This is a genomic window from Rhizobium indicum (assembly GCF_005862305.2).
GTDB classification, from domain to species: Bacteria; Pseudomonadota; Alphaproteobacteria; order Rhizobiales; family Rhizobiaceae; genus Rhizobium; species Rhizobium indicum.
In genome coordinates, this window is the sequence record NZ_CP054021.1 from 4,919,027 (window position 1) to 4,936,556 (window position 17,530).

The window sequence follows — 17,530 nt, forward strand, 5'->3', positions numbered from 1 at the left end:
ACTCAAACGTTTATTCCGACCGCCTCATATCTCCATCAGATTGGAAGCAGAGCGATGACAGTTCAGGTTGAATTACCGTGCCCGAAGTGCAAGAGCACCAAGATGAAGTTCGAGCGTCCCGAGATCCGGGAGACCGACATCATCACCTGTGCGGCCTGCGGCCATAATCTCGGCACCATGGCCTCGATCCGCGAGAAGATGAACAAGGCCTACCAAGGGCTCAATCAGGCTGGGGCGAAGCGCAAGCTTCAGTAAGCCTGCGGCGACCCGCTTGCTGCCATGCGCCGTTAAAATTGTGATTACCATTCGGATTAAAGCAATCTAATAAGTATTGCCGTAGTCTCTCTTTCGTGAGGGCGCAATTAAGCTGCGCGAGTTCGAAGAGGGGTTATGATGAAGACGATTTTGGCGGCTGCGGCCGCAAGTTTATTGCTGCAGTTTTCTCCTGTTGCCGCTCAGGCAGCAACGCTGGTCGCCAATATCAGCATCGGCAAGCAGACGATGACTGTTTCCGAGAACGGCTTCGTCAAGTATCGCTGGAAGGTTTCGACCGCGCGCAACGGCTATGTCACGCCGACCGGTTCGTGGCGCGCCAAGTGGCTGTCGCGCGATCACCGCTCCAGGAAATACGACAATGCGCCGATGCCCTACGCCGTGTTCTTCAACGGCGGTTATGCCGTTCACGCCACCTTCGACCTGAAGCGCCTGGGCCGGCCGGCCTCGCATGGCTGTGTTCGCCTGCATCCCGATAATGCTGCCCAGTTCTTCTCGCTGACGCGGCAGGCCGGCCTTGCCAATACCCGCGTGGTCATTACGCGCTGATCTCGGATCAGCAAATCGACAGCTGATCCCTTTTATGCGCTGATCATCCGCTCCAGCTCATCCATGTCTGGAACGATGATATGTCGGAAGTTCTCGATGCGAATGACGCCGCTCTTGCGCAGCCTGGTCATCTGACGGCTGACGGTTTCGATCGTCAGCCCGAGGAAATCGGCGATCTCGGCGCGGGATAGCGGCAGGTCGAAGGCGGTGCTTGTGGCCGTTTGTGGTTCGGCGTGGGTGGCGATGAGGTGGAGCAGGCTTGCGACCTTCTCCTCGGCGGTGCGCCGGCCGAGCGTCAGCATCCATTCGCGCGCGGCATCCAGCTCCTTCAGCGCCTGATCGTGCAGGCTGCGCTGCAGTTCCGGCGTCTCCGATATCATGCGGTCGAGCAGGTTGCGCGGGAAGACGCAGATTTCGGAATCGGTCGCAGCCTCGGCCGACAGCGTGCTTTCGCGCACGAAAGGCCTGCCGACGAAATCGGGGGCGAATTGCAGGCCGACGATCTGCTGGCGCCCGTCCGGCATCACCTTGCAGAGTTTCACCACCCCGCGCATGATGTTCGAATAGAAAGAGCTTTCCGAGCCTTGAGCGATGATCTCGCTGCCGGCATCGACCTTGCGGCGCAGCGAGTGGCGGCCGAGCTCCCGGAGCTGGCTGCTCGACAGCGCGCCGCAGACGACGCCGTGCCGCGCCTGGCAGGAACGGCAGGCGATGAGAGTGCCGGCGTCGAAAACCTCACTGCGTGCGACGTCCATGTCCTGATCCCTTCGAAATCCGCGCCTGCTGGGCATGCCCTAGACGATTACGCCGCGATTGCGGGTTCGGCTATCCCGATTTCTTCCGGCGCAGCTTGATGATTATCAATTTCGCCGGGACCGCGATTTGATCCAGATCAAAGTTTCGGTGCCATGGCTGTTGTTGGAAGCGCCTGCGTCGACACGAGGCCGTCCGCGGCTATGATTCGGACGGCTTCTTCGCCCCGCCGGCGGGGCGGGCTTTCTGAAGCGGCATCGCCTCGCGCCCTGGGTGACGGCAAAGGCCGGCATTCCATTGCTGTTTAGGCAACACCCAGCCGCCAAATTGCCGCTACGCCGGGACGAAAGCATTGGCTTTTGAAATGGATTTGCCTATGAGGGGGTTTAAATCGTCATTTCATGAGGTACAGCGCGTGACCGCTACATTCGATAAAGTTGCCGACATTATTGCAGAAACCAGCGAGATCGACCGCGCGACGATCACGCCGGAGAGCCATACGATCGACGACCTTGGTATCGACAGCCTCGATTTCCTCGACATCGTCTTTGCGATCGACAAGGAATTCGGCATCAAGATCCCGCTCGAAAAGTGGACGCAGGAAGTCAACGAAGGCAAGGTTTCCACCGAAGAATACTTCGTGCTGAAGAACCTCTGCGCCAAGATCGACGAGCTCAAAGCAGCCAAGGCCTGAGCGATATAACAGTCTTTTTTGAACGCCCTGCCGCCCTGAATATGGCGGCCGGGCGGTTTCGTTCCTAACTAGTGCATGCCGCCCAAAAGTGCGCAGCGGTTTTGGGACAACGGCATGCATAAAACAAAGACCTAAAGTGCGAACCAGACGCGCTTTAGGCGTCACTGGCGGGCGGATCTGGCCTGTCGGGCCGGAGGATCCGAATGCTGCTGGAATATTTCCAGATGATTGACCGCGTCGAAGCGGTGGACCTGAAGAAGGGCACGCTCAAGGCGCGATCCGTCGTGCCGGCGAAGAGCCCCGTCTTCGAGGGTCATTTTCCCGGCATGCCGCTCGTTCCCGGCGTGCTCCTGATCGAGACCATGGCCCAGGCCTCCGGCATGCTGGTGCTTGCCGTCACCAATTTTGCCGCCATGCCCTTCCTGATGACAGTCGACGGCGCCAAGATGCGCACCTTCGTCGAACCGGAAGCCGTGCTCGACATCGAGGCGGTGCTGGAGCATGACGGTTCGGGTTTCGCGGTCACCAAGGCTAAAATCACCAGCGGCGGCAAGAAGGTCTGCGATGCGCAGCTGAAATTGCGCACCATGCCGTTTTCCGAGGTGCCGCTCGGCGATATCGTGAAGAAACGTGCCGGCGAGATCGGGCTTCTCGAAGCGATCGCGGCGCAGGGAGTGATTGGATGAGCAAGGCTGCAAACGACGTCGTCATCTCGGGCATAGGCATCGTCACCTGTCAGGGCGTCGGCAAGGATGCGCATATCGCGCTGCTTTCGGCCACGAGCACTCCGAAGGCGATCGTCGAGACCGAGAAGTTCAAGCCCTATCCGGTGCATCCGCTGCCTGAGATCGACTGGTCGCAGCAGATCGCCAAGCGCGGCGATCAACGCCAGATGGAGAACTGGCAGCGCATCGGCGTCTTCGCCGCCGGCCTTGCGCTCGACGATGCCGGCTTCAAGGACGATAGCGAGGCCTGCGGCACGATGGACATGATCGTGGCGGCCGGCGGCGGCGAGCGCGACATCAATGTCGACACACTGATCGTCGACGAGGCGCTCAAGCGCAATGACCGCGAGTTGCTGCTCAACGAGAAGCTGACGACCGAGCTGAGGCCGACACTGTTCCTCGCCCAGCTTTCCAACCTGCTCGCCGGCAATATCTCGATCGTGCACAAGGTCACCGGCTCGTCGCGCACCTTCATGGGCGAGGAAGCGGCCGGCATATCCGCCGTCGAGACCGCCTTCTACCGCATCAAATCAGGCGAATCCTCGCATGCGCTTGTTGGAGGCGCCTTCGCGGCCGAGCGGCCCGACATGATCCTGCTCACCGAAGCGATCGGCGCCCATGCGCGCGGCGATTGGGTGCCGCTCTGGTCGCGTAGACCCAGCGACGGCGGCGGCATGATCACCGGTTCGGCAGGCGCCTTCCTGGTGCTGGAATCCCGCAAGCATGCCGAGGCCCGCGGTGCCCATATCTATGCCGTCATCGACGCGGTCGAGGGCGATCGCGGCAACCGCAATTCCGGCAATCTCGAAGTCCGGCTGGAGCGGCTTTTGGCGCCGGCTGCCGGGCTTGCCACTGAAAGCACGGCGATCTTTTCCGGATCGACCGGCATGCACGATCTTGCCGCCCGCGAGCGGGCGGTGCTCGAGCATCAATTGCCGGACGTTGCGATCCGCGGCTTCGGCGGCGTCACCGGCCATACGATCGAGACACAGTTCACGCTGGGTCTGGCGCTTGCAGCCCTTGCCGTCGACGGCAAGGCCAAGGTTCCGCCCTTCGATGCCGCCCATGAGGCGCCGATGCGGGCAGGCGCAACCGCCGCCGTCGTGACCATGGTCGGACACCAGCGCGGCGAGGGCGTTGCCGTTCTTTCCGCAGATGCGTGAGGAGTGAGAAATATGACAGCTTCCGCTTATAGAGATCACCTCGGCCGTCCGATCGTGGCTGTTACCGGCATGGGCATCATCACCTCGCTCGGCCAGGGCCTCAGCGACAACTGGGCAGCGCTTTCGTCAGGCACGTCGGGCATCCACGAGATCAACCGCTTCCCGACCGAGGGCTTGTCGACGCGGATCGCCGGCACCGTTGATTTCATCGGCATTCCGGTGCCGAACGCCGTCGAGCGCTCCTATGCCTTCGCCCGCGAAACGACGATCGAGGCGCTTGCCGATGCCGGCCTTTCCGGCGATTTCAACGGCCCTCTGTTTCTTGCCGCCCCGCCGATCGAGCCGGAATGGAGCGCGCGTTTCGAACTTGCCGACCGTTCGCCGGCTTCCGACCATCCAGGGGATGCCTATGAGCGCTTCCTGACGGCGTTGCGCCAGCGTCCGGACCCGGCCTTCCATGAGGCGGCCCTGTTTGGCGCTATTTCCGAGCGCCTTGCCGACCGGTTCGGCACCCGCGGCCTTCCCGTCACGCTTTCGACCGCCTGCGCCTCCGGCGTCACGGCGATCCAGCTCGGCATCGAGGCGATCCGCCAGGGCCGCACGGATCGCGCGCTGACGGTCGCGACCGACGGATCGCTGAGTGCCGAAGCGCTGATCCGCTTCTCGTTGCTGTCAGCCCTTTCGACGCAGAACGATCCGCCGACCAAGGCTTCCAAGCCGTTCAGCAAGGATCGCGACGGCTTCGTCATCGCCGAAGGTGCAGCGACCCTGGTGCTGGAATCGCTGGAATCGGCGGTCGCGCGCGGCGCCAAGGTGCTCGGCATCATGAAGGGCGCCGGCGACAAGGCGGACAGCTTCCACCGCACCCGGTCGTCGCCCGACGGCGGCCCGGCAATCGCGACGATCCGCGCGGCCCTTGCCGATGCCGGCATCGACGAGAGCGGCATCGGCTACATCAATGCGCACGGCACCTCGACGCCGGAGAACGACAAGATGGAGTATGGCGCGATGTCGGCCGTGTTCGGCGATCGGCTTGTCGGCATTCCGGTTTCATCGAACAAGTCGATGATCGGCCATACGCTGACGGCGGCGGGCGCCGTCGAGGCGGTGTTCTCGCTGCAAACGATGCTGACCGGGACGCTGCCGCCGACGATCAACTATAACAACCCCGATCCGTCGATCGTTCTCGATGTCGTGCCGAACAAGAAGCGGGAAGCCCAGGTTTCGGCCGTGCTTTCCAACTCCTTCGGCTTCGGCGGGCAGAATGCCAGCCTTGTCATGGCGCTCGAACCGGCTTAAGCGGTTCCCGACAAATTCAGGATGATAAGAACGCCTTCGGGGCGAGGGATTTTGCCATGCGCGCTTTGCAACTGATCGACGACCGCAAGCTTGAGATCACCGATCTGCCGGAACCGGACGCTCCTGGTGCCGGCGAGGTGACGCTGCGCGTCAAGGCGGTGGCGCTCAACCATATCGACGTCTGGGGCTGGCGCGGCATGGCATTCGCCAAGCGCAAGATGCCGCTGGTTATCGGTGCCGAAGCTTCTGGCGTCGTCGAGGCGATCGGGCCGGGCGTCGCCAACGTGCTGCCGGGCCAGCTCGTCGCAATCTACGGCGCGCGCACCTGTGGCCTCTGCCGTCCCTGCCGCGAAGGCCGCGACAATCTCTGCGAACATGTTTCCGGCGTGCATGGCTTCCATCTCGACGGCTTCGCACAGGAGAAGGTCAACCTGCCGGCGCGCCTGCTGGTGCCTGCCCCTCCCGGCGTCGACGCGATCGGCGCGGCGCTTGCTCCTGTCACCTTCGGCACGGTCGAGCACATGCTGTTCGACAATGCCAAGCTTGAGCCGGGCGAGACGATCCTCGTCCATGCCGGCGGCTCCGGCATCGGCACGGCGGCGATCCAGCTCGCCAAGAAGATCGGCTGCACCGTCATCACAACGGTCGGTTCGGACGACAAGATCGAAAGGGCCAAGGCGCTCGGCGCCGATCACGTCATCAACTATCGCACCGACCGTTTCGAAGGCGTGGTGCGCAAGCTCACCAAGAAGAAGGGCGTCGACGTCGTCTTCGAACATGTCGGCAAGGACACCTGGGCAGGCTCGATGCTCTGCATGAAGCGCGGCGGGCGCCTCGTCACCTGCGGCTCGACCTCGGGTGTTTCCACTGAGATGAACCTGATGATGCTGTTCCAGCAACAACTCAAGCTCTTCGGTTCCTTCGGCTGCCGCATGGAGAACATGGCGGATGCGATGCAGAAGATGGGCCGCGGGCTCGTCCATCCCGTCATCGATACCGAGGTCAGCTTCAGTGATATCGACCGGGCGCTGGAGCGGATGGAATCGCGCCAGATCTTCGGCAAGATCATCCTGAAGATGGATTGACCGCGTGAAGCTGTTCATCACCCGGTTCGTTCTGGCGCTCAGGAATTTCCAGCAATGGCTGGTGGCTCAGCTGATGTTCGGCTTCATGAATTTCCTGAAGCTGTTTCCGGCCGACGGCGCGATCCGCTTCGCCGACAGGATGATGCGACGCCTCGGCCGGCTGACCAGCCGCCACAGATTGATGCTGACCAATCTGCGCAACGCCTTTCCCGAGAAGAGCGAGGCCGAGATCGAGGAGATCGCGCTCGCCAGCTGGGGCAATATGGGCCGGCTTGCTGCGGAATACGTCTTCCTCGACCAGTTGTTCGACTATGATCCTGAAAAGTCGGAGCCGGGCAGGGTGGAGGTGTCGGGCGTCCCGATCTTCCTCGACCTGCGTGACAATCCGCGCCCCTTCATCGTCTTTACCGGCCATACCGCCAATTTCGAGCTGCTGCCGGTAGCGGGTGCTGCCTTCGGGCTCAACGTCACCGTGCTCTTTCGGCCGCCGAACAATCCTTATGTCGCCAAGAAGGTGTTCGACTTCCGCAGCGCCCGCATGGGCAAGCTGGTGCCCTCGCATGCCGGCTCCTCCTTCGCGCTCGCCCGTCAGCTGGAAGCAGGCCAGGGGGTGGGCGTGCTGGTCGACCAGAAATTCCGCAAGGGGCTGAAGGGCACCTTCTTCGGGCGCGACGTCAAGACCAATCCGCTGCTGCCGAAGCTGGTGCGCCAGTTCGACTGCGAAGTCTATCCGGCGCGCTGCATCCGGCTGCCCGGAAATCGCTACCGGCTGGAAATCGAGCCGCGGCTGGACATGCCGCGCGACGCCAAGGGCAATCTCGACCTGCCGGCCGCCGCCCAGCTGCTCAACGACAAGGTGGAAAGCTGGGTGCGCGAATATCCGGAACAGTGGCTCTGGTATCACGACCGCTGGCAGATCAAGCAGACGCTCGCGCCTTAGAACAGTATTGATTTCAGCCGCCATGATGCCGAAAACCGCTCACACTTTTCGGCATCATGCTCCAAAAACGTCCACCCTCATTTATCAGCGGTGAAAAGCGGCAGGTGCTCTCGGATTGAAACTGAGGGCACTTCATGTTACCCGTCACCACCAGGACGCGAATAATGTCTACCGGAAGGCGCATTTTTGGGAAATGCAGCCATGTGAGGTTTCGGACTTGTCTCTTGGGACAATGGGAGTGGGAGGCGTCTTGCTGGAGCTTTTTCGAGCTTTTTCTTTGCGTTGCGTGCAAATCGAGGAAGCCATACGACTGGGCGACGACCAGCGCGTCACGGCGCTCGACCGTCATGTCGAGCCGCTGGTCGAGGCAATCCTCGCCTGCCGGGCAGCCAATCTGCTCGAAGTCTACATGCAATTGCAGTTCGTGAGCCACCTGATCAGCCAGGATGCCGACGACAGCGCCAGCGTCACGGAGCACACGTCGGTGCTCTCCTATTTGCTCGACCGCTATTTCGGGGCGCATGGGCCGGACTGGCGCGTGCCTTCGCCGCAGGATGTGCGCATCGAGCCGCCGCCGGCCTATGTGCCTGATACAGACAATGGCCAGTTCCTCAACGCGGTGATCCTCGAAAGCCTGCCGGATCGCGTGGCGGTGCTGACCAGGGACTATCGCTACCTCTATTCCAATCCGGCCAACAGCGCCCATCTCAATAGGAAGCCGATGGAGCTCATCGGCCGCCACCTTTCCGAATTTATCGGCGAGGAGCGGTTTGCCGAATGCGCCAAGCATAAGCTCGACGCCTGTTTTGCCGGCGAACAGATCGACTATTCCTATGCGCGCTCGGCCGGCAGCGGCGAATCGCGGCAGGTGCGCTGTCGCATGTCGCCGCTGCGCGATGCCGGCGGTACGGTGATCGGCGCCCTGCTCGTCATGGAAGATCTCGACCGGCTGTCGCAGGCCGCCTGATCCCGGTCGGCAGCCTTAAGCAGCCTGATCCCGGTCGGCAGCCTTAAGCAGCCTGATCCCGGTCGGCAGCCTTAAGCAGCCTGATCCCGGTCGGCAGCCTTAAGCAGCCTGATCCCGGTCGGCAGCCTTAGGCAGCCTGACCAACTCGGCTGCCTCGGGTAGTCTGGCTAAGCAGCCGCCCAGACGGCGAGCTCGTAACCATCGCGGTCGAGGAAGTGGAAGCGACGGCCGCCGGGAAAATCGGTGATCGGCCGGCAGATCGTGCCGCCGGCTCTTTCGACTGAGGTCAGCACTTCTTCCAGATCACTGGCATAGACGACGACCAGCGGGCCGCCCGGCCGCACGGGGCCGAAATCGGTAAAGCCGCCCTTTAGCCGGCCGTCGTCGAATTCGCAGTAGTTCGGGCCGTAATCGGTGAAGCGCCAGCCGAAGGCCGAGCCGTAAAAGGCTTTGGCGGCGGCGATGTCGGCGACGTTGAATTCGACATAGTCGATGCGGCGGTCGTGGTTTTCTGTCTTCTCGGCCATCTATCTCTCCATCAGGGCTTTCAGCATGGCGAGATCCTTCTCGACATGGGCAGCATCGGCGGAAAACTGCGCATCGGTCATGCCGGGCAGACGCAGCAGCGTGAACATGACCTCGCAGCCATCGCCGTTCGGCACGATGCGCAGGGCATTATAGACCCTGAGTCCGGATTCGATCGTCACCGTATGGTCGATCACGCCAAATTCATTGGCAGGCACGAAGCTCACCCTGATTTTTCCGAGAGCGCCATCGGCGATCCAGTCGGCACCATCCGGATCGAGCCCGGTCGCAAGGCCGGAGGCCCAGAGCGGCATGTTCTCCGGCTTGCCGGCGAATTCATAGACGTCGCGCCAATCGCGCTCGATCGACCGGTGGATGATTTTCGCGGGCATTGTCGTCATGGCTTGCAGGTCCCTGTCATTTGGTTTCGTCAGAGTAACAAACCGGCCGGCAGCGTCTTGAACAAAACGGTCAGCCGGCTCTCTTCCGCATGCTGAGCTGGTCGAGAATGACGGCGGGCGTCAGCGTAGATAGCTCACCGACCTCCCGCGTCATGTGGGGCTGGTCGGCAAAGCCCGCTTCGAGCGCAAGCCGGGCAAGCGGCATCGTGCCCGACTTGCGGCAGAGGTCGAGGAAACGCTGGAACCGACGGATCCGTTCCAGCGTCTTTGCGCCGTAGCCGAAATGATGGTGGCAGCGACGGCGCAACTGCCTTTCGCTGATGCCGAGCCGGTCGAGAAGGCCGGACGGGCGACCGTCGTCAGCGGAGGCGAAGATCATGGCGGCGTCGCGGGCGGGCTCCTCCGCATCGCGCGCGGTCTCTTCAAGCAGGCGGCCAAACAGCGCCGTCGCGGCCGAGGGGTCGGGACAATCCGCAAGCCGCGCTTCGAATTCGGCGGTGTCTTTCCGGCCGATGTCGGCAAGGGGCACCGAACAGCCGACCAGTGCCGAGAGCGGCGTCTTCAGCCAGGGTGCTGCAGCGCCGGGCGCAAAACGTGCGCCGATGACAGTCGTGCCCGGCTGGATGACGGGAAAGGCCGCCGTCCTGTCGGGACCGGCGACGACCAGCCGGCCGTCGATCCAGAGGAGATCGCAATAGCCATCCGGCACGATCGCCACCATTGCCGGCGGTCCGTTGTGGAGCGCATGAGACCAGAGCCGGCTGAAATGGCGTCGCAGCGCCGGCGGCGGCGCGTATTCGCGGTAGTGGCCGGCGCGGGCCGCCAGGAGGGCCATGTCTTTTCGCTTTTCCGATGCCAATGCGATATCTCCCGAGGCACTGATGATAACATGAGATAGGGCAATACGGGCAGGACGCGCGAAAAACTTGCGGCTTCGGATGAAGAGGCAGCCGGTGGGTTGTCGGACAAGCGGGGATATTGCAAGCCTCATTTCATTGGCTTTTGCGAACCGATTAGACCCTTGCGAGACTTGCCGTTTGACCGAGACAGTGCCACAACACCGGTCCAATTGACACATCGGAGGTTTGTCGTGGAAAAGGCAGAAATCGGACTGATCGGCCTTGCGGTCATGGGCTCCAACCTGGCGCTCAACATCGCGGAGAAAGGCAATAAAATCGCGGTGTTCAACCGCACGCCGGAGAAAACCGACGAATTCTACGAAAGCGCCGGCGATCTGAAGAAGCAGATCATTCCCTGCAAGACCATCGAGGAATTCATCGATGCGATCCGGCCGCCGCGCCCGATCATCATCATGATCAAGGCGGGCGAGCCCGTCGACCAGCAGATGGAGCTGCTGCGCCCGCATCTCTCCAAGGGCGACATCATGATCGATGCCGGCAACGCCAATTTCCGCGACACTGTCGCCCGCTTCGACCGGCTGAAGAATACCGATCTGACCTTCATCGGCATGGGTGTTTCCGGCGGCGAAGAAGGTGCGCGCCACGGCCCGTCGATCATGGTCGGCGGCACCGAAGAGTCCTGGAAGCGCGTCGAGAAGGTGCTGACCTCGATTGCCGCGCGCTACAATGACGAGCCCTGCGTCGCCTGGCTCGGCAATGACGGCGCCGGCCATTTCGTCAAGACCATCCACAACGGCATCGAATATGCTGACATGCAGATGATCGCCGAAATCTACGGCATCCTGCGCGACGGCCTCGGCAAGAGCGCCTCCGAAATCTCCAGCATCTTCGGCGAATGGAACAAGGGCCGGCTGAACTCCTACCTGATCGAAATCTCCGAGAAGGTGCTTGCCGCCACAGATCCGGTTTCCGGCGGCCCAATGGTCGACATGATCCTCGACAAGGCCGGCCAGAAGGGCACTGGCAAGTGGTCGGCGATCGAAGCGCAGAACATGGGCATTCCGGCAACGGCGATCGAAGCCGCGGTCGCCGCCCGCAGCCTCTCTTCGATGAAGTCGCAGCGCGAAGCCGCTGAAAAGATCTTCGGCACGCAAGCGGTGTCCTTCCCGATCGCTTACGGCCCCGAGCTCAACAAGGATCTCGAACTGGCGCTGTTTGCCGCGAAGATTGGCGCCTATGCGCAGGGCTTCGCGGTGATGGCGGAAGCATCGCGCGAGTTCAACTGGTCGCTGCCGATGCCGACGATTGCCAGGATCTGGCGCGCCGGCTGCATCATCCGCTCGCAGTTCCTCGACGAGATCACCTCGGCCTTCACCAAGGCGCCGGACGCTGCCAACCTCATCGTCACGCCAGCCTTCTCCGACATGGTCAAGGAATCGATCCCGGCGCTGCGCCGTGTCGTTGGTGCCGCGATTGCCGCCGGCCTGCCGGTGCCGGCGCTGACCTCTGCGCTGACCTATTTCGACGCCTATCGCCAGGGCAGGGGAACGGCAAACCTTATCCAGGCACAGCGCGATTTCTTCGGCGCCCACGGCTTCGACCGCCTGGACGGCAAGGACTTTCACCACGGCCCCTGGGGCAGCGGTGCTTCGACCTTCTGAGGTCTACCGATTTTTCAAGGAGAGGCCCGGCCACTGCGCCGGGCCTTTTGCTGAGATGCCGCGGCCGAGAACCCGGAGATCTAAGTGACGAGCATTCGGATAGCCGCCGCGCAGACGCCGGAATTTCGGGAGAATGTCGGGGCGGCCTTGGACCATGCGGTTAGGGTCGCTGCGCTCGCCGAGGCTGAGGGGGTTGCCCTGCTGGTCTTTCCAGAAGGTTTTCTGCAGGGTTATCTGACCGATGAACGATCGGCGCGGCGTGTTGCCCTCGATCTCGCATCAGCCGAGTTCGCGGCGGTCCTGGATCGGTTGCCGAGGTCGGGACCGATGCTGGTCATGGGGCTGATCGAGATCGATGACGGGCGATTGTTCAACACCGCCGTCGTCGTCCAGCGCGGCTTTCTCCTCGGCCGCTACCGGAAGGCCCACCTGTTGCGAGGCGAACGGGCTTTCGAGGCTGGAAAAGACAGTCCGCTGTTTGCGATCGGTACCCTGCGCTTCGGGATCAACATCTGCTACGACACCAATTTTCCGGAGGCAGCCGCAAAGGTCGCCGCGTCTGGCGCGTCGCTGATCTTATGCCTCTCCAACAACATGATGCCACGGGAGAAGGCGGAAATATTCAAGCCAATGCATAACGCCGTTCGCGGCGAAAGATGCCGTGAGACAGGCCTGTGGCTGATATCGTCCGACGTAACGGGTGAGCGCGACGGCCGCATCGCCTGGGGACCGACGGCCGTGCTGAATCGGCAAGGGCAGCTCGTGGCGCAGCTCCCGCTGGAGGAGCCCGGCTTGCTGGTCTTCGACTTTCCCTGTGATGGACAAGATGCAGGGGCTCGACTCAAATGACGAGCATTGCGGAATTCGGGATTGTGCGAAAGTTGGATGGGGACTGTATCCCCACCCACTTCTCATGGCTGGGCTAGATCGGTTGGCCAACGTCAATACGGTTGCCGTCGGGGTCTTCAAACACGAAGGCCCGCAATCCGTAGTCCTTGTCCTGAAGGCTCTTGATGATTCTCAGCCCATATTGCTGGCAAACCGCGTGCAGGGCATCGACATTGTCGACCATCAGGTGGGCAACATTGAAGTCCGCAGCCTTGTGGTTCGGCTGCAAGGTGAGATGCACCTCGCCCTGATCGCGCTTCAGGATCATGAAGCCGACAGGATTGCCGTTCTCGAATATTTTCTTGAAGCCGAGGACATTGGCGTAAAAATCATAGGCCTTGGTCATGTCCTTGACCGGCAGCATGGCGGCAATTCGTCCGAAACGAACACCGTGATCGGCGATATCATTCATCGCAGAACCTCTGATTGCGGAGACGCAAATACCCTTCGGACGGTGCCGACAGAGATGGTACGCTCCGATGTTTCGATCAGCAGGACGGTGCCCACGAGCCTAGGTCTATAGCCTCGAAATCTTCTGCGGAAGAGGGTAGCGGAATCCCCGCGAGATTTTTCTGGGATCTACGACACTTCGTTTCAGTGGGATAAGACACTGTTTGTACGGGCAGCACTGACGACAACGCGCTTGAGGAATTGACAGAGATGCTTATCCGATACGAAACGCCTGATGATATCGATGCGATCCATGATCTGACCTCGACCGCATTCAAGCCGATGCCCTACAGCGACGGTACGGAAGCGGAGATTGTCCGCAGACTTCGCGCGGCGGGCGATCTCAAGATATCGCTGGTGGCCGAGCAGGGCGGCGAGATTCTCGGGCATGTGGCGTTTTCGGCGGTGACGATCGACGGTGCGCATGACGGCTGGTTCGGGCTGGGGCCGATATCGGTCAAGCCGGAGAGACAGCGGCAGGGTATCGGCAAGGCGATGATTGCACGGGGTCTCGAATTGTTGAACGAGATGGGCGCCAGTGGATGCGCCCTGATCGGAAATCCCGAGATATACAGCCGTGTCGGTTTCAGCAGCGATGGACAACTGACGTATCTCGACCTCGATACGCGGCTGGTGCAGCGGATTGTCTTTCGCGGACCTCCGCCAAGCGGGACGTTGCAATTCGCTCCGGCATTTGAAAGCTAGAATATTCCGTTCAACGGCCAAAACTCCAAACCCAAGCTGACAGAGAAGGTGACCACATGTCCGAAGCGGGCGCGATGACCATTCGAACCGAGCGTCTCAAGCTCCGCATGCCTGGTATCGGCGATTTCGCCGCCTATGCTGAGATCATGGCGTCGCCGCGATCCGTCGGAATGGGCGGCCCGTTCGATCTGCGCGCGGCTTGGGGGATGTTCTGTCACGACGTCGCTCTTTGGCAGCTTTTCGGGCACGGAGCGCTGATGATCGAGCTTGGCGAAACCGGCGAATGCATCGGTCAGGTGGGGATCAATCACGGACCGCTCTTTCCCGAAAAGGAATTGGGCTGGTTCGTCTACGAGGGATACGAGGGTAGAGGCTATGCGACCGAAGCGGCGCTCGCGCTGCGCAACTGGGCCTTCGCGACGCTCAAGCTGCCGTCGCTGGTCAGCTATATCGCTCCCGGCAATGCTGCATCCGTTGCCGTTGCCAAACGGCTGGGCGCGCGTCTCGATCCCGCAGCACCCCGAACGGATCCTGCCGATCTCGTTTACCGTCACCTCGCGTCCTGAAACGCGGAACATGGTCCTGGGCGCACCGCGATTGGTTGCAGACGTCTCAGTTCTTACATGTTGATCAGTTAGGGAATTGGGCTCTGCAAGAGATGGGGATATCGGATGACGGGCGAGAAGCGGGAACACTGGGACGAGGTCTACCGCACGAAACCTTCCGACAGCGTCAGCTGGTATCAGCCGAGGCCTGGGCCTTCCTTGCGGGCGCTTGACGAGCTGCAACTGCCGGCCACGGCCTCGCTGATCGATGTGGGTGGCGGCGCATCGAGCCTTGTCGACCGTCTTGTCGAGCGCGGGTGGTCCGACCTCACCGTCCTCGACATCGCCGCGCCGGCACTCGAGGTCGCCAAGGCGCGGCTGCGGGATGAAGCCGCCCGCATCGCCTGGGTGGTTGCCGACGTCACTTCATGGCAACCCGACCGCCACTACGATGTGTGGCACGACCGCGCCGTTTTTCACTTCCTCACCGAGCCCGAGCAGCGGCTGGCCTATCGCCGCGCGCTCGAAACCGGCACGGCGCCGGGCAGCGCCGTGATCATCGCGACCTTCGCGCCGGACGGGCCGGAACGGTGCAGCGGCTTGCCGGTCCAGCGTTACGACGCGGTGGCGCTTGCGACTGAATTCTCGTCCACCTTCGCGCTTCAGCGTGACTGGCGGGAGGAACACACGACACCCGGCGGTGGCCGGCAGTCGTTCCAGTGGTGCGTTTTTCGCAGGCACTGACGTCTCGTCTACTGCTGCTTCGTTTCCCGAGAGAGGCAGTCGAGGATGAAATCCGCCCGGTCGGCGACCGCGATTTTCGGCAGCATGACGACGTCGTAGCCGAGCGTCGGATAGACGGCGGCAAGTCGATCATATTCGGCGACCGCCTCGTCGAAGCCGTGGCGCCGCTCGGGGTCGGTCGTATAGATTTCGGGCCATGGCGGTGTGAGAAAAATCCTCAGGTGATAGCGGTGGGTGGCGCTCAATTTTTCCAGGACCGGTTCTCCGGTGAGGTGCTGCAGCGCTGTCGCCGCATCGATCAGCCCACGATCGAAAAACGTCCAGCCCAGCTGCTCACGCGCCGCCGCGTGGTCGGCGATCGCCATCTCGATTGCGCGGCGGGCAAATGCCGCCATGTCGACCCAGGGCAGGGCTGCGCCGTCGCCCTCGAGTTCCTGTTTGACGATCCGTCGGCCGGGCTCTTCGACGACGGCATGACCGCGGACGGCAAGTTCCGCAAGCAGCGTCGATTTTCCGCCGCCGGAACATCCCGAAATCAAGACCGACCTGTTCATGATCAAGCTCCCGTCTCAGGCGGTCCGTCGGGCGCGCGCCAGGCCGTGGTCCACCAGTCGGTCGATGATTTCGGCGTAGGTGACGCCGCTTGCCGCCATCGCCTTGGAATACATGCTGATATCGGTAAAGCCGGGGATGGTGTTGATTTCATTGACGAGGAACTGCATGTCATCCTTCAGGAAGAAGTCGATGCGGGCCATGCCGTCGCAACCGACGGCCCGGAAGGCTCTTGCGGCCACGTCGCGCATGGCGGCCTCGACCTCCTGCGGCAGTTCGGCCGGCACTTTCAGCGCGGCACCTTTCTCGTCGATATATTTGGCATCGTAACTGTAGAAACCGTGGCTTTCCGCCGGCACGATCTCGCCCGGCCGAGAGACGAAGAGTTCTCCTGCCGCATCTTCCAGCACACTGAATTCGATCTCCCGGCCACGCACGAATTCTTCGGCGAGCAGCGTGCGATCGTGGCGGAAGGCCTCAGTAAGGGCGGGCGCGAATTCCTGGCTGGCATGGACCTTGGCGACGCCGACCGACGATCCCTGCCGCGCCGGCTTGATGAAGAGCGGCAGGCCGAGTTCACCTTCGAGGGCTGCCAGCGAAGGGGCCGCACCCTGATGGATCGTCACCGCACGCGCTACCGGCAGGCCCGCCGCCCTCAGCAGGCGCTTGGCGATGTCCTTGTCGAGCGCTGCGGCGGAGCCGAGGATGCCGCAGCCGGCAAGCGGCACGCGAGCCACCTCCGCCACGCCTTGCACTGAGCCGTCTTCGCCATGGGGGCCGTGCAGCACGGGAAAGAGGATGTCGATCCTTGCCAACTCATGCGGCGTGCCATGGGCCGGGATCGCCAGCATCCGGCCCCGTCCGCCCGGCACAAGGCAGATTTCGGTGCCCGATGAAGGCGTCGCCAATATGCCGTCTTCGAAATTGCTCAGCAGCCATTGTCCCGTGCGGGTGATGAAGATGGGGACGGCATCGTATTTTTCGGGCTTGAGCGCGCCCATGACATTGGTTGCCGAGAGCACGGAAACCTCATGCTCGGCCGAGCGGCCGCCGAAGAGCACGGCAATGCGTAGCCTGTGTGGGGAAGGGGTCATGAAAGTCTCCAAAACGATCTGGTGTTGAAAAGGGTCAGGCGTCGACCGATATGCCGCGATTGGCGAAGAAGCGGTCGAAGACGGCAAGCGGCAGCGTCACATCGGCCTGGCTCGCCGCGTCGTGGCCGGACGGGTTGTGAAAGCGGATTGTCTCGTCGCTGGCTGCCGTCACCAGCACCAGGTGTCCGCCCTTCGACGGCGGCTCGCGCTCAGGCCAGCGGATGCCCGAATGCACCGAGGCGATGAAGAACCGCCGCCTCGACAGAAGCTCGGGAATGGCCGACGTCTCGACGCCGGTCATCGTCTCCGCGCGAAGCGCGAATCGGTCGGCGGCGAAGCGAACGAAGGGTGCGTAGATCAACCCCTTGATCGAGGCGTCGATCTCGTTGACGACATAACCGCCATAGGCGGTGCAGGCGTGGGCAAGCTCGAGGGTGGGGTGGATCTCGCCGCGCGCGGCAAGAATCATCTTCAGGCAGGCCATGCCGCAGACATTCACCGCCCAGCGCGCATATTCCTCGATCGTCGCGGCCCCAGAATGGCGCCAGAGGGGATCGCTGAGCAGAGCCTGCGATCCCTCGGCAAGCACCGGCAACGTCATGCCGGGTGTTTCCCATTGGCTGAAATAAGGCACGCCGCTCTGCTGCATCCTGTGGA

Annotated in this window: 22 protein-coding genes; 14 read left to right on the top strand and 8 right to left on the bottom strand. The window is 62.3% G+C overall.

Annotation, left to right across the window (positions count from 1 at the left end; genetic code table 11):
* Positions 1 to 54 precede the first annotated feature (54 nt).
* Positions 55 to 255: an ECs_2282 family putative zinc-binding protein gene (locus FFM53_RS23905; protein ID WP_003540491.1), complete on the top strand. Its 201-nt coding sequence runs from the start codon at positions 55 to 57 to the stop codon at positions 253 to 255.
* A 138-nt stretch (positions 256 to 393) separates the two neighbouring features.
* On the top strand, positions 394 to 822 hold the full coding sequence (locus FFM53_RS23910; protein ID WP_129420337.1) for a L,D-transpeptidase: 429 nt from the start codon (positions 394 to 396) through the stop codon (positions 820 to 822).
* A 32-nt stretch (positions 823 to 854) separates the two neighbouring features.
* Here the strand turns inward: FFM53_RS23910 and FFM53_RS23915 are convergent, their stop codons facing one another.
* Entirely contained in the window at positions 855 to 1,577 is a 723-nt protein-coding gene (locus FFM53_RS23915) for a Crp/Fnr family transcriptional regulator (protein ID WP_138390967.1), read from the bottom strand.
* A gap of 413 nt (positions 1,578 to 1,990) precedes the next feature.
* Here FFM53_RS23915 and FFM53_RS23920 point away from each other — a divergent pair, with 413 nt between their 5' ends.
* The 7 genes from FFM53_RS23920 to FFM53_RS23950 all read left to right on the top strand — a co-directional run bounded on the left by FFM53_RS23920 (position 1,991) and on the right by FFM53_RS23950 (position 8,448).
* Positions 1,991 to 2,269, top strand: coding sequence for an acyl carrier protein (locus FFM53_RS23920; RefSeq protein ID WP_003540486.1), 279 nt, complete (start codon positions 1,991 to 1,993; stop codon positions 2,267 to 2,269).
* A 203-nt stretch (positions 2,270 to 2,472) separates the two neighbouring features.
* Positions 2,473 to 2,955: a 3-hydroxyacyl-ACP dehydratase FabZ family protein gene (locus FFM53_RS23925; protein ID WP_003540474.1), complete on the top strand. Its 483-nt coding sequence runs from the start codon at positions 2,473 to 2,475 to the stop codon at positions 2,953 to 2,955.
* Entirely contained in the window at positions 2,952 to 4,157 is a 1,206-nt protein-coding gene (locus FFM53_RS23930) for a beta-ketoacyl-ACP synthase (protein WP_138390968.1), read from the top strand. The genes FFM53_RS23925 and FFM53_RS23930 overlap by 4 nt, the downstream gene beginning before the upstream one ends.
* Before the next feature lie 12 nt (positions 4,158 to 4,169).
* Complete coding sequence (locus tag FFM53_RS23935) at positions 4,170 to 5,456, top strand: beta-ketoacyl-ACP synthase (RefSeq protein ID WP_003540471.1); 1,287 nt, start codon at positions 4,170 to 4,172, stop codon at positions 5,454 to 5,456.
* Positions 5,457 to 5,512: 56 nt separating this feature from the next.
* Positions 5,513 to 6,541, top strand: coding sequence for a zinc-binding dehydrogenase (locus FFM53_RS23940; protein ID WP_138390969.1), 1,029 nt, complete (start codon positions 5,513 to 5,515; stop codon positions 6,539 to 6,541).
* A 4-nt stretch (positions 6,542 to 6,545) separates the two neighbouring features.
* On the top strand, positions 6,546 to 7,481 hold the full coding sequence (locus tag FFM53_RS23945) for a lipid A biosynthesis lauroyl acyltransferase (RefSeq protein ID WP_138390970.1): 936 nt from the start codon (positions 6,546 to 6,548) through the stop codon (positions 7,479 to 7,481).
* 250 nt (positions 7,482 to 7,731) lie between these two features.
* Positions 7,732 to 8,448 (top strand): PAS domain-containing protein, encoded by a 717-nt coding sequence (locus tag FFM53_RS23950; protein ID WP_138390971.1) that lies wholly within the window; start codon positions 7,732 to 7,734, stop codon positions 8,446 to 8,448.
* A 167-nt stretch (positions 8,449 to 8,615) separates the two neighbouring features.
* On the opposite strand, the gene FFM53_RS23955 is transcribed toward FFM53_RS23950, so the two are convergent.
* From FFM53_RS23955 to FFM53_RS23965, 3 genes are all read right to left on the bottom strand, one after another.
* Positions 8,616 to 8,975, bottom strand: coding sequence for a VOC family protein (locus tag FFM53_RS23955; protein WP_138329151.1), 360 nt, complete (start codon positions 8,973 to 8,975; stop codon positions 8,616 to 8,618).
* Positions 8,976 to 9,374, bottom strand: a complete 399-nt coding sequence (locus tag FFM53_RS23960) for a polyketide cyclase (RefSeq protein ID WP_020050326.1) — start codon at positions 9,372 to 9,374, stop codon at positions 8,976 to 8,978.
* Positions 9,375 to 9,444: 70 nt separating this feature from the next.
* Positions 9,445 to 10,233, bottom strand: a complete 789-nt coding sequence (locus FFM53_RS23965; protein WP_138390972.1) for a helix-turn-helix domain-containing protein — start codon at positions 10,231 to 10,233, stop codon at positions 9,445 to 9,447.
* A gap of 231 nt (positions 10,234 to 10,464) precedes the next feature.
* Here FFM53_RS23965 and gndA point away from each other — a divergent pair, with 231 nt between their 5' ends.
* Both gndA and FFM53_RS23975 read left to right on the top strand, forming a co-directional pair.
* Positions 10,465 to 11,895, top strand: coding sequence for an NADP-dependent phosphogluconate dehydrogenase (gene gndA, locus FFM53_RS23970; RefSeq protein WP_138390973.1), 1,431 nt, complete (start codon positions 10,465 to 10,467; stop codon positions 11,893 to 11,895).
* A gap of 84 nt (positions 11,896 to 11,979) precedes the next feature.
* Complete coding sequence (locus FFM53_RS23975; protein ID WP_138390974.1) at positions 11,980 to 12,744, top strand: carbon-nitrogen hydrolase family protein; 765 nt, start codon at positions 11,980 to 11,982, stop codon at positions 12,742 to 12,744.
* 73 nt (positions 12,745 to 12,817) lie between these two features.
* Here the strand turns inward: FFM53_RS23975 and FFM53_RS23980 are convergent, their stop codons facing one another.
* A complete protein-coding gene (locus FFM53_RS23980; protein WP_138390975.1) occupies positions 12,818 to 13,195 on the bottom strand; it encodes a VOC family protein in 378 nt (125 codons plus the stop codon).
* 248 nt (positions 13,196 to 13,443) lie between these two features.
* Here FFM53_RS23980 and FFM53_RS23985 point away from each other — a divergent pair, with 248 nt between their 5' ends.
* The 3 genes from FFM53_RS23985 (at position 13,444) to FFM53_RS23995 (ending at position 15,227) form a co-directional block, all read left to right on the top strand.
* Positions 13,444 to 13,938, top strand: a complete 495-nt coding sequence (locus FFM53_RS23985; protein ID WP_138390976.1) for a GNAT family N-acetyltransferase — start codon at positions 13,444 to 13,446, stop codon at positions 13,936 to 13,938.
* Between the two features lie 56 nt (positions 13,939 to 13,994).
* Positions 13,995 to 14,504, top strand: coding sequence for a GNAT family N-acetyltransferase (locus tag FFM53_RS23990; protein ID WP_138329157.1), 510 nt, complete (start codon positions 13,995 to 13,997; stop codon positions 14,502 to 14,504).
* A 105-nt stretch (positions 14,505 to 14,609) separates the two neighbouring features.
* A complete protein-coding gene (locus tag FFM53_RS23995) occupies positions 14,610 to 15,227 on the top strand; it encodes a class I SAM-dependent methyltransferase (RefSeq protein WP_138390977.1) in 618 nt (205 codons plus the stop codon).
* 8 nt (positions 15,228 to 15,235) lie between these two features.
* Here the strand turns inward: FFM53_RS23995 and FFM53_RS24000 are convergent, their stop codons facing one another.
* From FFM53_RS24000 to FFM53_RS24010, 3 genes are read right to left on the bottom strand one after another with little or no spacing between them, the layout of a single operon-like run.
* On the bottom strand, positions 15,236 to 15,781 hold the full coding sequence (locus FFM53_RS24000) for an AAA family ATPase (protein ID WP_138390978.1): 546 nt from the start codon (positions 15,779 to 15,781) through the stop codon (positions 15,236 to 15,238).
* 15 nt (positions 15,782 to 15,796) lie between these two features.
* Positions 15,797 to 16,873, bottom strand: a complete 1,077-nt coding sequence (locus FFM53_RS24005) for a D-alanine--D-alanine ligase family protein (protein WP_138390979.1) — start codon at positions 16,871 to 16,873, stop codon at positions 15,797 to 15,799.
* A 34-nt stretch (positions 16,874 to 16,907) separates the two neighbouring features.
* Positions 16,908 to 17,522, bottom strand: a complete 615-nt coding sequence (locus tag FFM53_RS24010) for a C39 family peptidase (RefSeq protein ID WP_138329161.1) — start codon at positions 17,520 to 17,522, stop codon at positions 16,908 to 16,910.
* Positions 17,523 to 17,530 lie beyond the last annotated feature (8 nt).